Raw genomic sequence first — 15,018 nt, forward strand, 5'->3', positions numbered from 1 at the left:
GGCTCGCTCGCAAGCCAGCTGTCCCAACCGAGGCGCCCGCCACCTGCGAGGCCAACCTTTCAAGGGTTGAACCTCACGGCGATCGAGCAGCACACGGAGCTCGACCTCGATGGTCGGTCCAAGCGCGATGCCGAGAAGTCGGTCGAGAGCGCGCGCCGCAGAGCCCCCCGGCATGAACGATAGGAATGCACTGCGCGCAAGCGGCCCGACCTCGATGCGGATGCGCGAATCGCGCTGGTAGATCCGCGCGCCGCAGACGGCATCGACGCCCAGCGTGGCGTTTGCCATGCCGAGTTGGGCAAGGCTCTCGTCCGGCAAGCGGAACCATTGACCAACAAACGGAACCAGCTTGATCGGCGCGTCAAAGTACTCGGCCAGCACCGCCGCAATCGCCGACACCGAGCGGGGCGCGGTGCGCAAAATGCCTGCGTAGTAAGCCAGCGTCTCGTCGTGTAGCGATGCGTCGGAGCCATCGTCGAGACGCTCGCGCAAGGCCGTCGCGCCAAACCCAGCGAACGACAATACCGTGGGCAGATAGCGCGAGCGGCCTTCTGCCTCGAACTGAAAATGCGGCCGGTATTTCTCCCAGGCGCCAAAGAACTGAACGGCGCTCCGGTTGGCGAAAATATCCAGGAAGGCGCGCGCAGCGCGGTCACGGTGCAGCACCTCGCGGTCAAGCAGGCGCTCGGTGTAGTGCTGCGGCAGCACACCCTGGTTGCCTGTGAATCCGAGAAAGGCCGGCGTCAGCTTGACCCGTTGCGGCGAGCCGTCCTCCGCGCGGGACTCAATCTCCAGCTGCTCGATTTCGCTGGCCGGAAACGACAGCGCAAGCGAGTTACCAAACCGGACATGTTCGCCCAAGGCCTCGTGCGCGCGCTCATTGCGCCGCCGAAGATGTCGCGCAGCAAGCGGACAGCCTGGAAGAACTCGGTGCGCTGCGGGGCCGCAAACAACCGCCCGACTGCACTTGAGAACGGACGCCTCACACGAGCACCATGTCACCGCTGCGCGGTTTGCACACGGTCAGGATCTCGCCACTGCGCGTGGAACGGACGCGCAAGCGCGTGAAGCTGTTGAGATGCACGTACAGTGCGAAGAAGTGCTCGAGCACCGCGACAAAGAGTGACAGGCCGACGCCTACGAAAGCCTGCTCGTCGACGCTGATCTCGATGTCAATGCCACGTACGAAAGCCGGAAAGGGATCGCCCGGCAGCATGGCACTCGACGGTCGATGCTCGATCGACGTCAGCCCATCGATGATCCGCTGATTGCTCGCCGTACGGCTGGCGTTATAAAGCCCGAAGGTTTCCTTCAGCGCGTCTACGCCATTCTCCGCAAGCGACAATCTGTTCAACGAGAGATGCGAGATCAGACGCCACAGCCCCTCATCCTCGGTACGAAAGCGGTGGCTAGGCGTAGGCCGGCGCAGGAACGAAATGCGCCGAGCGACTGATCCCCCCTCGATGAACAGATCACCTTCTGGCAGACCGTAAGGCAGCTGAGACGGCAGGTTGCGATTGGTCGCCGTGACCTCGATGCTGAGCGTTTCGGTCCGCTCCTCGGCGCCATCGTCCGCCACATCGACCAAGGCGATTTCGTACTCGTAGCCGGGCGACACTTCCGCGACCCGGGCATCACGACGCAGATGCCAGTAGCGCGCCTCGTGCGCCGGCGTCTCGGCATGCCGCAACCCGTAGAAGGGGCGGAACTCGGAAATGCGTTCGCCGCGGCTGCTCTTTTCAACACGCGACACGCGATTGATCGAATAGAGCTCGAAGGCCGCCGCGCGACGCGCGTCAACAACCAGCGGATAGTGCGCACGCGCATGGTCCAGACGAATCGGCTCTGCGTTGCGCTCAAACAGGTTAACACCGGGGTGCAGCCCGTAACGAAGTTCGCCGCCGTGACGCGCTCGAGAAGCGCCGGCTCGAGCTCCGTGGCACCCTTGCCAAGGAAGAACTTCAACTGGATTTGCCGCGTGTTCGGCGGCAACGCTGTGCGAATCGCCGCGAAGTCTAGATCGAAGAAGTCGAACTTGCTGGGGAACAGGAAGAACTCCGTCAGTAGGCGATACGCCAGCTGCGAACGCGCGTCATAGTCAAGCAGCCCTTCATCGATACCGAAACCCACTGGCCGGATCGCTGCGCATCCAAGTACCTGCCATGCGCTGTGCTCCGGCGTCCCCACCGCAAGCCCGCGCAGCGACGAGAACAACGCCTCGCGCAAGTGACAAACGAGAGAGGGCTCGCCATCGAGAAACAGGCGCAAATGCGGGATGTCGATCGCGTTAAGCGGCAACGCGCTCCCGGTTGCCTCCAGCGTCAGAGTCAGCGCACAGGTCGTTTCTGCAGGTACGCGCAAGCTGCGCCCCGATACCACAGGCTGCTCAAACCCAGCAGCAGCAATGCGCAAGGGCGCCAGCGTAACGTCGTAGGCGGTGCGGAAGCGGCACGCAACGCCACCCGAGGGCGAGTCGCCAGGGAAGTGCCGCGCGGCAATACCACCGGGGCGGACAACTGCGCATCAGCCCCGCCAGTATCGAAGCGCGCAATCGAACACGACGGCAGCGGCCGCAAGTAGTGCGGTGCGAGCACGCCGAGCAGGCTCTCGGTCAACTCGGGGAAATCATCGTCGAGCTTCTTGTGCACCCGCGCCGACAGCAGCGCGAATGACTCCAGCATGCGCTCGACGTGTGGGTCTTCGCACGCCTCACCAGACAACAACAGCCGCGAGGCGATCTTTGGAAACTGTTCGGCGAATTCGCGCGAATGCCGACGCAGGAAGGTCAACTCGCGCTCGTAATAGGGCAGCAGATCGTTCATGCGACCGCCTGAAGCGCACGTCGGCTGCTCGCGACGGAGTACTGTTGCGTGCAAGGCTGCAACACCGCATCGAAGCCAACCGGCTCCGCCGTCGGCGGCACATACAGCACGGCCTGGATCGCGAAATTCAAACGGCCAACGCTACGTTCGTCGCCACGCAGTGCGACGTGCACCCGTTTGAGCCGTGGCTCATGTTGCAAAATCGTCCGCTCGAGCGTTGCGCAAATTCGCGCTCTGTCGGCCGGATTGGCGAGGCTCAGGCCGACGAAATCCATCATGCCAAAACTGGCCAGCGAGCGCGCCGCCTCCGGGTAGCTTTCCAACAAGGCTTCACGCAAGCCGCAACGGCTATTGAGCAGGGACTCAAGGTCCCGCGCGACACTGTCCTTGAGCTCTTCAATCGACCAGCGCCGCAGCGGCGCCGGATCGTCCCCACGGTGCGGCGCATCGTCGAACAGTCGCTCAAACAAGGTTGGGGAAAAACCCTTCATGACATCTCTTCTGCGTTGAAACACGGCGCCGCTGGATGCATTGCCGTGTTCCGGTTCGGCGAATTAGATCTCGTAGGTCGAGTTGTTCTTCGCCAGGCTCCACTTGGCAACCTTGTTGCCCTTGACACCGCCAGCGATGTCCTGTGCGGTGTAGGTCCATTGCACAGCGGCGTACTTCAGCGTGAAAGTCTCCGTCGGGATGCCTTCGCCGGCCACCGACGGCGTCACCGACGCCAGCAGTACATGCTTGAGCTTGATCTCGAGGTACTTCACGCGCTTATCGCCATCCGCACGCATGAAGTCGATGGTCACTTCGTCGAAGGTGTGACCGGCCGAGCAGCCTTCCCAGATGCGCGGCGAGGTCAGATCCAGGTCCTTCACGAAGATCATTTCGCCGTGCTCGCAACGCTCGGCGGTGTGGCCGCCGGCGGTCGACGCGGTCGCCGAACGCGGCTGGCGAATCAGGTGGCTCCAGGAGCTGACCTCGATCCATTCCTTGTGCTCAGCATCGCGGGACTCGCCCTTGATGTCGTACTTGCCTTTGAACTGAACGTAAATGTCCTTCACGTTGTGGCTCCTAAGTTACTTGGGGTAGAAAGTTACGCGCCTGAGGATTGAGGCAGCTCGGCCACCAGGCGCAGTGAAACCGTGAGCTCGTCCAGCTGGAAGTGCGGGCGCAGGAACGCGACTGCACGGTAGACACCCGGTTTGCCCGGGACCTCGGATACCTGAACCGATGCTTCGCGCAAAGGAAACTCCGCCTTCGCCTCTTGCGAGGCCCCGTCATCAAGCAGGACGTACTGCGAGACCCAGCCGTTCAGATAGGTCTCGACGTTGCCAGCAGATGCGAAACTGCCGATCTTGTCGCGCATCATCGCCTTGAGGTAATGCGAGATGCGGCACACCGCGAAGATGTACTGCAGCTGGGCGGAGAGCACCGCGTTGGCATTCGCGGCATCGGTGTTGTACTTCTTCGCCTTCTGCACCGACTGCGCGCCAAAGAAGGCTGCATAGTCAGTGCCCTTGCAATGCACCAGCGGGATGAAGCCGAGATCGGAAAGTTCCTTCTCACGACGATCGGTAATCGCAACTTCCGTGGGGCACTTCAGCGCGACTTCACCCTCGTCCGTCTTGAAGGTGTGGGTAGGCAGATCTTCCACCAAGCCACCGCCTTCGACCCGCGGATCGCAGCGCACCAGCCATACTTGTCGAAGGCGTCGGTGATGCGGGACGTAAAGGCATAGGCGGCGTTCACCCACAGGTACTTGCTGTGGTCCGTGCCGTCCACATCCTCGACGAAATTGAAGCCCTCAACCGTCGTGCCATCCTTGGGGTTGTAAGGCAGACGACCGAGGAAATGCGGCAGGGTCAGGCCAACGTAACGCGCGTCTTCGGACTCTCGGAACGACTTCCATTTCGCATACTCGACGGTGTCGAACACTTTCGACAGGTCGCGCGGCTTGCCGAGGTCGGTGAAGCCTTCGAGGCCAAAGAGCTCTGGCGACGCGGCGGAGATGAAGGGGGCGTGCGCCGCAGCAGCCACATGCGACATCTGCTCGATGAAGTACATGTCCTCAGGTTGACGCGTGATGTCGAAGTCACCGAGCAAGGTGCCGAACGGCGCGCCACCGGAAGGTGCCAAACTCTTCTTCGTAGACCTTCTTGAACAGCGCGCTCTGGTCAAATTCGACCGCACCGCGAAAGTCCTTGATGAGCTCGCGCTTCGTGACGTTGACACCTTGATCTTGAGCATCTGACCCGTCGCGCTCTGCTTGCAAAGGTACTCAAGGCCGCGCCAGGACGACTCCAGTTTCTGGAACTCAGGCGCATGCATCACTGCGGAGAGCTGATCGGACAGCATCGCGTCGAGCTCAGCAATACGTGCGTCGAGCGTCGCGGCAAGGTTCTCTGATACGACCACCGTGCCACTCATGACCTGCTGCACCAACTCGCTGATCAGGTCGCGCGCACGGCTGTGCTCTACCGGCGAGCGCGCAACGCGGCTCTCCGAGACGATTTCATCGAGCAGGCTGTACCCGCTTCATTGGCTTGCTGAGCAAGCGCCAGGGCGGATGCACTCATTGCTTACTCCTCCACCTTGGCTTCTGCACTCAATGCTGCGAGCTTCTCGGTGCTGTTGAGCACGTCTTGCAGCAGGTCTTCAAGCTTGTCGTTTCCAGCGAGCTTGTTTCGCAGGTCGGCCAACTTGCTGCGCGCCTCCAGCAGCTTACGAAGCGGGTCGACTTGCTGAACAACCGACTCCGGACGGAAGTCCTCTAGCGAGCGGAACTTGAGGTCGACTGCGAACTCGCCCCCCTCACCCGTCAGCTTGTTCTCGACACGGTAGGCGGCACGTGGCTCCAACCCCTGCATCACATCGTCAAAGTTGTCGCCATCGATATTCACGAAGCGACGGTCCCGCAGACGCGGTTGCTCGACGTCGGACTGGCCAGCAAAGTCACCAACAACCCGACTACAAACGGGAGCTCCTTCTGCTCGATCGCGTCACCGCGTTCAACTTCATAGGTCAGCTGCACGCGCGGCGGGCGCACACGGGTCAGCTTCTGCTGAACACTTTCCTTCTTGGCCATGATTGGTTTCCTGTTCGTATCGGGGTCGGTTACTTGAGAGCGCCGAAGGGGTCGGCAGAGGCTTTGGCTGCAGGAGCGGGGGACTTCGATGCAGTCGGCGTTGCGGGGGCAGGTTTGACGGCTGGGGTCGCCGCAGCCGCGGTTGTCGCGGGAGCAGCGGCAGAGGAGGTTGCTGGCTTCGCAGAGCGGCTCGCAGTCCGCGCCTTCTTCGGATCGTTCGCCGGAGCGACCGGAACGAGTACATCCTCCTTGATCGTCTCGCGCAGGGTGCGCGCCAGTCGCTCAGCTTCGCCGCGCGTATCGCCGCCGAGCGCGACACCACCACGCAACTCTTGAATATTCCGCACTGCGATCCGAAGGCTGGCGACGAGCGCCAGCCCTTCGCCTGAACGTTCGCCGGGTCCCGCTGCACAGCCTCATCCGCAGCGGCAATCGTTCCCGAGTAGTTACCGCGATCAAATTGCAACTGGGCCATGCGCACCCACGGCGCCGGATCGGTGGGATTGGCCTTGGCGGTGCTTTCGAGCATCGCCTGCGCCTTCTGGACATCCCCCGACGCCACCAGTTCATCGACGCGCTGCTGGACTGCCGCGACATCCTTGAATTGGTCCAGCTCGGAGAGCTGTGAGGTGGTTGCGCAGGCACTCAAGAGCAGCGCTACGCAGACGGAAGCCGCCGATGTAGCAGTGTTAAAACGACGTCCGGAATTCTTCATTGTTTGGCTCCCATTCTCGATTCAGGGTGGCAAAGCACCGAGCTATGTCGCACTTCACACCCGCTTCGCATATCCCGTTGGCGTATGCAACATGGGTGGTACTCTACGAACAAGAAAACGCCGTTTCAATGACGATGCCATACGCACTGTGCAGTTCTTCCGCATCGGAGTCCGTCAGAAAATCGCACGAGGGGCGCTGCTGACGCTCGCCCTTAGCTTGTTGGGATGCGCCTCGAACGAGACAACCAACCTGATCAGCTCGGCGGCGGATAGCGCCCTCGGGTCCGTCGGACTCAAACGGGCAAACGCCGATTCGACCAGCGGCTTTGATGAAGTGGCATTGCGGATTCACGCATCCAAAGTGCTTAACGCGGGCCGGACGGCAAAGGCACGGCGCTCGTTGTTCGCGTGTACAAGTTGCGCAGTGCGGAGGCGTTTCTGGCGATGCCGCCCGACGCAATCCTGACGCCGAATCGCGAGAAAGAAGCCCTCGGTGCAGATCTGGTGGAAGTCAGAGAACTGGTTTTGACACCGCTTCAGTTGCTCGATCTCAAGGAGAAAGTGACACGTGAAGCGTCCGTGCTTGCGGTTGCGGGCGCGGTTCGCACGCCCTTGCCACAGCGGTGGCGTGCGGTGTTCGAGAGAACAGCAGCTGCGAAGACCGGGCTTGTGCTCGGTGCCCACGCATGCGCATTCAGCGTAAGCGTCGGAAGCCCCGCAGGTTGGGGATATGACGCACCAGCGAAGCTCGGTTCAACGCGATGCGGTCAGACCGAGACGCAAGGGCAGTCGATGCAATCAGGAGAATTGATGTGAAGGCAGCAGCAAAGGTCTTGTGGGGAGAGGGCTCTTTTTGCGGCCCCAGCACTTTCAACGGCAGGATCTCTACCACGAAAGCCGACTGACGGAGCTTGACGCACCATGCACCCCTATGCATGGGGCTTCAGGCTGTTACGGTGGGACAAAGACGCGCTCAGTTCTGGCGTACTACGGCTCGAAGAGGTAAGAGCCGTGTTTCCGGACGGCGAGTTCTACGCTGCGCCAGACGCCGACGAGCTACCTGAGCCCGTCAACCTTGCACAGCTATCGTTTCCGCGGGAAGCGATCACCTTTCACTTGGCTTTGCCCCACCTACGCACGGCGGGCGGCAATCAAACACAGGCGGGAGATACTCGCGGCAACGCGCGCTTTCGCCCAGCGAGCGAACTCGCGGCCGATCTATTCACCCGCGCCGCCGAGGCCGATGTCATGCTCCTACGCAAGCAACCTCGCCTGCTGTCGGACCAGGATGCGATCGAGCAATTCATCACCCTTCCGGCAGTGCGTATCCGCAAAACGTCAACCGGCGGCTACGAAATCGATCCGGCTTTCATGCCACCCGCGGTTGCCATCGAGGCGCTGCCAACGCTCTACGCGCTGCTGCGGCGCACGCTGGATATTCTGCAGGCCAGTGCGCCGCGCTTTACGGCTTCCATCGCGAGCCCAGCAAGAACATCGTAGAAATCCGTTCCGGCGACATGCATCCTTCTGGCTGCTGCACACGGCGAGCAGCGCATTCGCACGTCTCAGTCATCTGTTCAAACACCCGCGTCTGCATCCCGAGCGCCTCTTTGAGTCGCTGCTGGAGGTCGCGGGAGCCCTGATGACCTTCGCCAAGAGCCACACGCTCGAGGATCTCCCGGTCTATGACCACAACGATCCAGCCGAGGGCTTCTTTCGCCTCGACAGAATCATCCGGGAGTTGCTGGAGACTGTCATATCAACCCGATGCGTAACGATCACCCTTACGGAGACCAAACCATCGTTTTCGTGGGTCGTATGGACTCTGACAAGCTCGGTGCCGATACCGCCTTCTACCTCTCCGTCAGCGCAGATATGCCGCCCCCGGAGTTGGTCGAGGCTGTGCCGCTGCGTTTCAAGCTGGGCGCCCCTGACGACGTGGACAAGCTGCTGTTGTCCGCGATGCCTGGCGTGAAGCTCACAGCAGCCCCACAAGTCCGGCGGCAGTGCCTGTACGACCCGGCAACTACTACTTCTCGCTGGAACCGAACGGACCGCTATTTGAAACGGATGCGCCAAGCGCAATCTGTTGCCCTCTATGTGCCCACAGGCTTCCGCGATTTGCGACTTGAACTCTTCGCTCTGGTGCAGTGATGAATCCTCCCTTCCACCGTCCCTGTTCGCCGATAGCGAACTCCGTCGCCGTCCGAGCGAATCCTCGCGCCAGCCGAAAACGCTCGTCGACATGATGTACGACGGTTTCTACCTGATGTTCCTGATTCGCAACCGCAACGCGCCAATCGACGCGGATCAGTTTCGAGAGCGCCTGCGCGAATTCCTTGATGAGTTCGAACGTTCGGCAAAAACGCGCAAATATCGCGACCGACGACATATTCGCTGCGAAGTACGCCTTCTGCGCCTCGATGGACGAGCACATCCTCGCATCGCGCTTCTCCATCCGCGATGCATGGGAACGGCAACCCCTGCAGCTGGCATTCTTCGGCGATCAGCTCGCAGGCGAGCGATTCTTTGAACGCTTAGAGGCCCTGCGTGCCGAGGGCGCCACACGACTCCAATCGCTCGAGGTCTACCACCTTTGCCTTCTGCTCGGCTTCCGTGGTCGATACCTGCTCGAGTCGCCGGAGAAGCTCGGCTACCTGGTGGGTCGGCTCGGCGATGAGATTGCCCACTACAAAGGAAAACGCGCCGCGTTCGCCCCTGACTGGGCAGCACCGGATTCGATACGACATGCCCTGCGCGGAAACCTGCCGTTATGGGGAGTGATTTCCGGCTACGCCCTGATCACGTTGGCGGTGTTTGTTGGTCTGAGTTCATGGCTCGACAAATCCACCGCCCAATCAGTTTCGAATTTTCACGAGGTCGTGAAAGTCGCACCACGACAGGCTCACGTCACGATCAGCCTGCCATAAGAGGAAGAGCGTTCGCGCAACCCTTTTAGCCGCTGCGTTGGGCGCTGTGGTCTGAATCAAACGTAGAGAGATTTCCGCCAGAGAAGATGAATGGCGATCACTCGACCTGGCGCCGCCCGGCCTCCCGCAGGCCCGACTGCCTCATCTGGGTCTTGGGTTCAGTGCAGCGAAACGCAAGCGCGTACGTCGGGCGTCGCGAGGCGCTTCTGTTTCGGCTCAATTGCGGTTGGAGGGTACGACGTGGTTGAGTGGCCCGCTACGGCGGCCACAGAAGATGAGATGCTGAAAAGAAAAACCCCCACCGGCTGAATAGCGGCGGGGTTTTTTGAATGGGGTAGTCTGACGCTGACCTACTTTCTCACGGGAGACCGCAATATCATTGGCGCGGCTTTGTTTCACGGTCCTGTTCGGGATGGGAAGGGGTGGTACCAAAGCGCTATGGGCGTCAGACTGTAACTGGTAGGCATGTATAGGTTGCGATCGCTGATTTGGCGATATGTCGCACACCTTGATTAGCTCAAGGTTATAGGATCAAGCCGCACGGGCAATTAGTACTGGTTAGCTTAACGCATTACTGCGCTTCCACACCCAGCCTATCAACGTGGTGGTCTTCCACGACCCTTTAGCGAGATCGAGTCTCGAGGGAAGTCTCATCTTGAGGCGAGTTTCCCGCTTAGATGCTTTCAGCGGTTATCTCTTCCGGATTTAGCTACCCGGCAATGCCACTGGCGTGACAACCGGTACACCAGAGATCCGTCCACTCCGGTCCTCTCGTACTAGGAGCAGCCCCCTCAAACTTCCAGCGCCCACGGCAGATAGGGACCAAACTGTCTCACGACGTTTTAAACCCAGCTCACGTACCACTTTAAATGGCGAACAGCCATACCCTTGGGACCGGCTACAGCCCCAGGATGTGATGAGCCGACATCGAGGTGCCAAACTCCGCCGTCGATGTGAACTCTTGGGCGGAATCAGCCTGTTATCCCCAGAGTACCTTTTATCCGTTGAGCGATGGCCCTTCCATACAGAACCACCGGATCACTATGACCTGCTTTCGCACCTGCTCGACTTGTGGGTCTCGCAGTCAAGCCTCCTTTTGCCATTGCACTATCAGTACGATTTCCGACCGTACCTAGGAGACCTTCGTACTCCTCCGTTACCCTTTAGGAGGAGACCGCCCCAGTCAAACTGCCTACCATGCACGGTCCCCGATCTGGATTCACAGACCAAGGTTAGAACCTCAACGACGCCAGGGTGGTATTTCAAGGACGGCTCCACGGCAACTAGCGTCACCGTTTCATAGCCTCCCACCTATCCTACACAAGCCCCGTCAAAGTCCAATGCAAAGCTACAGTAAAGGTTCATGGGGTCTTTCCGTCTAGCCGCGGGTAGATTGCATCTTCACAAACATTTCAACTTCGCTGAGTCTCAGGAGGAGACAGTGTGGCCATCGTTACGCCATTCGTGCAGGTCGGAACTTACCCGACAAGGAATTTCGCTACCTTAGGACCGTTATAGTTACGGCCGCCGTTACCGGGGCTTCGATCAAGAGCTTGCACCCCATCACTTAACCTTCCGGCACCGGGCAGGCGTCACACCCTATACGTCCACTTTCGTGTTTGCAGAGTGCTGTGTTTTTATTAAACAGTCGCAGCCACCGATTCTCTGCGGCCCCATCGCCCTTCGGATGTACTCCTACAAGCTACGGGGCATACCTTCTCCCGAAGTTACGGTATCAATTTGCCGAGTTCCTTCTCCTGAGTTCTCTCAAGCGCCTTGGTATTTTCAACCTGCCCACCTGTGTCGGTTTGCGGTACGGTCACTCTTTGACTGAAGCTTAGAGGCTTTTCCTGGAAGCTTGGTATCAGTCACTTCGCGAACAAGTTCGCTCGTTATCACCCTCAGCTAAGCCGCGCGGATTTGCCTACGCAGCACGCCTACAGGCTTGAACCGGGACGTCCAACACCCGGCTGACCTAACCTTCTCCGTCCCCCATCGCATCAAAGAGCGGTACAGGAATATTGACCTGTTTCCCATCGACTACGCATTTCTGCCTCGCCTTAGGGGCCGACTCACCCTACGCCGATGAACGTTGCGTAGGAAACCTTGGGCTTTCGGCGAACGGGCTTTTCACCCGTTTTATCGCTACTCATGTCAGCATTCGCACTTCCGATACCTCCAGCAGACCTCTCGATCCACCTTCGCAGGCTTACGGAACGCTCCCCTACCATGTGTCATAGACACATCCGCAGCTTCGGCTCGTGGCTTGAGCCCCGTTACATCTTCCGCGCAGGACGACTCGACTAGTGAGCTATTACGCTTTCTTTAAAGGGTGGCTGCTTCTAAGCCAACCTCCTAGCTGTCTATGCCTTCCCACCTCGTTTCCACTTAGCCACGCATTTGGGGCCTTAGCTGGCGGTCTGGTTGTTTCCCTCTTGACCCAGGACGTTAGCACCCCAGGTCTGTCTCCCGTGCTCGCACTTCTCGGTATTCGGAGTTTGCTATCGCGAGGTAGATCGCAATGACCCCTCAACGATTACAGTGCTCTACCCCGAGAGTGATACACGAGGCGCTACCTAAATAGCTTTCGGGGAGAACCAGCTATCTCCGGATTTGTTTAGCCTTTCACCCCTACCACAGCTCATCCCCTAGTTTTTCAACACTAGTGGGTTCGGACCTCCAGCTGGTGTTACCCAACCTTCATCCTGGCCATGGGTAGATCATCCGGTTTCGGGTCTACGCCCAGCAACTAAAGCGCCCTTATCAGACTCGCTTTCGCTACGCCTCCCCTATTCGGTTAAGCTCGCTACTGAACGTAAGTCGCTGACCCATTATACAAAAGGTACGCAGTCACCCCACAAGGAGGCTCCCACTGTTTGTATGCATGCGGTTTCAGGATCTATTTCACTCCCCTCCCGGGTTCTTTTCGCCTTTCCCTCACGGTACTTGTTCACTATCGGTCGATCACGAGTATTTAGCCTTGGAGGATGTCCCCCCATGTTCAGACAGGGTTTCTCGTGCCCCGCCCTACTTGTCGTACGCTTAGTACCATCGATTTGCTTTCGGTACGGGGCTATCACCCTTTATTGCCGGACTTTCCAGACCGTTCCACTAGCAATTCGATTATCACGTACAGGCTCTTCCCAATTCGCTCGCCACTACTATGGAATCTCGGTTGATTTCTTTTCCTGCGGCTACTTAGATGTTTCAGTTCGCCGCGTTCGCCTCCGCGCACCTATGTATTCAGTGCGGGATACCTCGTAAGAGGTGGGTTTCCCCATTCGGACATCCCCGGATCAAAGCTTGCTTGTCAGCTCCCGAGGCTTTTCGCAGACTGCCACGTCCTTCATCGCCTGTGATCGCCAAGGCATCCACACATGCACTTAGTCGCTTGATCCTATAACCTTGAACCCTGAATTGCTTCAGGCGGTTACAGTGTTTGATTCAAACGCCAAATGTTTCTTTACACCCATCGCTGGTTCAAAGGATGGAATGTAATTCGATGCAATCACAACCTATGAAGCCCAGCGCTCATCACGCTGACTTCATACATGCCTTCCAGATTTTTAAAGATCGACAGCTGACTCAAGAAGAGTCATGAATGCAGACACCATCTGCATTCATGACGCGACTTTTGACGTAACCAAGATTGGTGGAGCTGGACGGGATCGAACCGACGACCCCCTGGTTGCAAACCAGGTGCTCTCCCAGCTGAGCTACAGCCCCATGTTCCGTGGTACGAGCCGAACCCATCAGTATTTGATGGTGGGTCTGGTTGGATTCGAACCAACGACCCCCGCCTTATCAAGACGGTGCTCTAACCGGCTGAGCTACAGACCCTGCACGTCCGCTGTCTTTACTGAACAACCGATAAGTTGTGGAGCTCGGCATCTGCTTTGCTCTAGAAAGGAGGTGATCCAGCCGCACCTTCCGGTACGGCTACCTTGTTACGACTTCACCCCAGTCATGAATCCCACCGTGGTAGGCGCCCCCCTTGCGGTTAGGCTACCTGCTTCTGGTGAAACCCACTCCCATGGTGTGACGGGCGGTGTGTACAAGACCCGGGAACGTATTCACCGCGGCATGCTGATCCGCGATTACTAGCGATTCCGACTTCACGTAGTCGAGTTGCAGACTACGATCCGGACTACGATCGGCTTTCTGGGATTGGCTCCACCTCGCGGCTTGGCAACCCTCTGTACCGACCATTGTATGACGTGTGAAGCCCTACCCATAAGGGCCATGAGGACTTGACGTCATCCCCACCTTCCTCCGGTTTGTCACCGGCAGTCTCATTAGAGTGCTCTTGCGTAGCAACTAATGACAAGGGTTGCGCTCGTTGCGGGACTTAACCCAACATCTCACGACACGAGCTGACGACAGCCATGCAGCACCTGTGTTCAGGCTCCCTTTCGGGCACCAATCCATCTCTGGAAAGTTCCTGACATGTCAAGGGTAGGTAAGGTTTTTCGCGTTGCATCGAATTAATCCACATCATCCACCGCTTGTGCGGGTCCCCGTCAATTCCTTTGAGTTTTAACCTTGCGGCCGTACTCCCAGGCGGTCGACTTCACGCGTTAGCTACGTTACTCAAAGGTTTTACCCTCCGAACAACTAGTCGACATCGTTTAGGGCGTGGACTACCAGGGTATCTAATCCTGTTTGCTCCCCACGCTTTCGTGCATGAGCGTCAGTACAGGCCCAGGGGGCTGCCTTCGCATCGGTGTTCCTCCTGATATCTACGCATTTCACTGCTACACCAGGAATTCCACCCCCTCTGCCGTACTCAAGTCTTGCAGTCACAACCGCAGTTCCCAGGTTGAGCCGGGGATTTCACAGCTGTCTTACAAAACCGCCTGCGCACGCTTTACGCCCAGTAATTCCGATTAACGCTCGCACCCTACGTATTACCGCGGCTGCTGGCACGTAGTTAGCCGGTGCTTCTTCTTACGGTACCGTCATCCTCCGAAGGTATTAGCCTCGAAGTTTTCTTTCCGTCTGAAAGAGCTTTACAACCCGAAGGCCTTCTTCACTCACGCGGCATGGCTGGATCAGGCTTTCGCCATTGTCCAAAATTCCCCACTGCTGCCTCCCGTAGGAGTCTGGGCCGTGTCTCAGTCCCAGTGTGGCTGATCATCCTCTCAGACCAGCTACGGATCGTTGCCTTGGTAGGCCTTTACCCCACCAACTAGCTAATCCGACATCGGCCGCTCCAATCGCGCAAGGTCTTGCGATCCCCTGCTTTCTCCCTCAGGACGTATGCGGTATTAGCGTAACTTTCGCTACGTTATCCCCCACGACTGGGTACGTTCCGATGCATTACTCACCCGTTCGCCACTAACCTAGGAGCAAGCCCCTAGATCCGTTCGACTTGCATGTGTAAGGCATGCCGCCAGCGTTCAATCTGAGCCAGGATCAAACTCTTAAGTTCAATCCAAATTGGCCAAACTCATCATCACTGACGATGTA

At 58.7% G+C, this 15,018-nt stretch carries 5 protein-coding genes, 2 tRNA genes, 3 rRNA genes and 6 pseudogenes; 4 read left to right on the forward strand and 12 right to left on the reverse strand.

Annotated features, from left to right (window positions below):
• From tssG to JY500_RS22480, 7 genes and pseudogenes are all read right to left on the reverse strand, one after another.
• A partial coding sequence (gene tssG / locus JY500_RS21930) for a type VI secretion system baseplate subunit TssG (RefSeq protein ID WP_206256572.1) occupies positions 1-1,002 on the reverse strand: 1,002 nt, incomplete at its 3' end.
• Positions 983-2,822: pseudogene (gene tssF, locus JY500_RS21935) on the reverse strand (type VI secretion system baseplate subunit TssF). The pseudogene tssF and the gene tssG, both read right to left, overlap by 20 nt.
• Positions 2,819-3,313, reverse strand: a complete 495-nt coding sequence (gene tssE / locus JY500_RS21940) for a type VI secretion system baseplate subunit TssE (protein ID WP_206255180.1) — start codon at positions 3,311-3,313, stop codon at positions 2,819-2,821. The pseudogene tssF and the gene tssE overlap by 4 nt, the downstream one beginning before the upstream one ends.
• Positions 3,314-3,376: 63 nt before the next feature.
• The gene (locus JY500_RS21945; RefSeq protein WP_172203495.1) at positions 3,377-3,880 is read right to left on the reverse strand and encodes an Hcp family type VI secretion system effector; all 504 of its coding nucleotides are present in this window, start codon (positions 3,878-3,880) and stop codon (positions 3,377-3,379) included.
• A gap of 32 nt (positions 3,881-3,912) precedes the next feature.
• Positions 3,913-5,342, reverse strand: a pseudogene (gene tssC, locus JY500_RS22475) (type VI secretion system contractile sheath large subunit).
• 56 nt (positions 5,343-5,398) lie between these two features.
• A pseudogene (gene tssB / locus JY500_RS21955) lies at positions 5,399-5,904 on the reverse strand (type VI secretion system contractile sheath small subunit).
• Positions 5,834-6,619, reverse strand: coding sequence for a tetratricopeptide repeat protein (locus JY500_RS22480; RefSeq protein ID WP_206256573.1), 786 nt, complete (start codon positions 6,617-6,619; stop codon positions 5,834-5,836). The pseudogene tssB and the gene JY500_RS22480 overlap by 71 nt, the downstream one beginning before the upstream one ends.
• Positions 6,620-7,006: 387 nt before the next feature.
• Between JY500_RS22480 and tssJ the strand changes: the two are divergent.
• The 4 genes and pseudogenes from tssJ to icmH form a co-directional block, all read left to right on the forward strand.
• Positions 7,007-7,435, forward strand: a pseudogene (gene tssJ, locus JY500_RS21965) (type VI secretion system lipoprotein TssJ); the annotation flags it as partial.
• A 105-nt stretch (positions 7,436-7,540) separates the two neighbouring features.
• Complete coding sequence (tssK, locus tag JY500_RS22485; RefSeq protein WP_425493214.1) at positions 7,541-8,119, forward strand: type VI secretion system baseplate subunit TssK; 579 nt, start codon at positions 7,541-7,543, stop codon at positions 8,117-8,119.
• Positions 8,070-8,773 (forward strand): annotated as a pseudogene (tssK, locus tag JY500_RS22490) (type VI secretion system baseplate subunit TssK). The gene tssK (JY500_RS22485) and the pseudogene tssK (JY500_RS22490) overlap by 50 nt, the downstream one beginning before the upstream one ends.
• Positions 8,718-9,549: pseudogene (gene icmH, locus JY500_RS21975) on the forward strand (type IVB secretion system protein IcmH/DotU). The pseudogenes tssK (JY500_RS22490) and icmH overlap by 56 nt, the downstream one beginning before the upstream one ends.
• Before the next feature lie 337 nt (positions 9,550-9,886).
• Here the strand turns inward: icmH and rrf are convergent.
• The 5 genes from rrf to JY500_RS22000 form a co-directional block, all read right to left on the reverse strand.
• Positions 9,887-9,999 (reverse strand): 5S ribosomal RNA (rrf, locus tag JY500_RS21980).
• A gap of 77 nt (positions 10,000-10,076) precedes the next feature.
• A 23S ribosomal RNA gene (locus JY500_RS21985) occupies positions 10,077-12,946 on the reverse strand.
• A 253-nt stretch (positions 12,947-13,199) separates the two neighbouring features.
• Positions 13,200-13,275, reverse strand: a tRNA-Ala gene (locus JY500_RS21990).
• A gap of 37 nt (positions 13,276-13,312) precedes the next feature.
• Positions 13,313-13,389: transfer RNA gene (locus JY500_RS21995), tRNA-Ile, on the reverse strand.
• 65 nt (positions 13,390-13,454) lie between these two features.
• Positions 13,455-14,980 (reverse strand): 16S ribosomal RNA (locus JY500_RS22000).
• Together the 16S, 23S and 5S rRNA genes with 2 tRNA genes alongside form the textbook arrangement of a ribosomal RNA operon.
• Between the last annotated feature and the right edge of the window lie 38 nt (positions 14,981-15,018).

The sequence above is a fragment of the Niveibacterium microcysteis genome (genome assembly GCF_017161445.1).
Classification (GTDB): Bacteria; Pseudomonadota; Gammaproteobacteria; order Burkholderiales; family Rhodocyclaceae; genus Niveibacterium; species Niveibacterium microcysteis.

What these genes read in the sequence shown, in the direction of transcription:
- tssE (WP_206255180.1), bottom strand. Translation starts at nt 3,313, where the DNA reads ATGAAGGGTTTTTCCCCAACCTTGTTTGAGCGACTGTTCGACGATGCG.
- JY500_RS22480 (WP_206256573.1), bottom strand. Translation starts at nt 6,619, where the DNA reads ATGAAGAATTCCGGACGTCGTTTTAACACTGCTACATCGGCGGCTTCC.
- tssK (WP_425493214.1), top strand. Translation starts at nt 7,541, where the DNA reads ATGCACCCCTATGCATGGGGCTTCAGGCTGTTACGGTGGGACAAAGAC.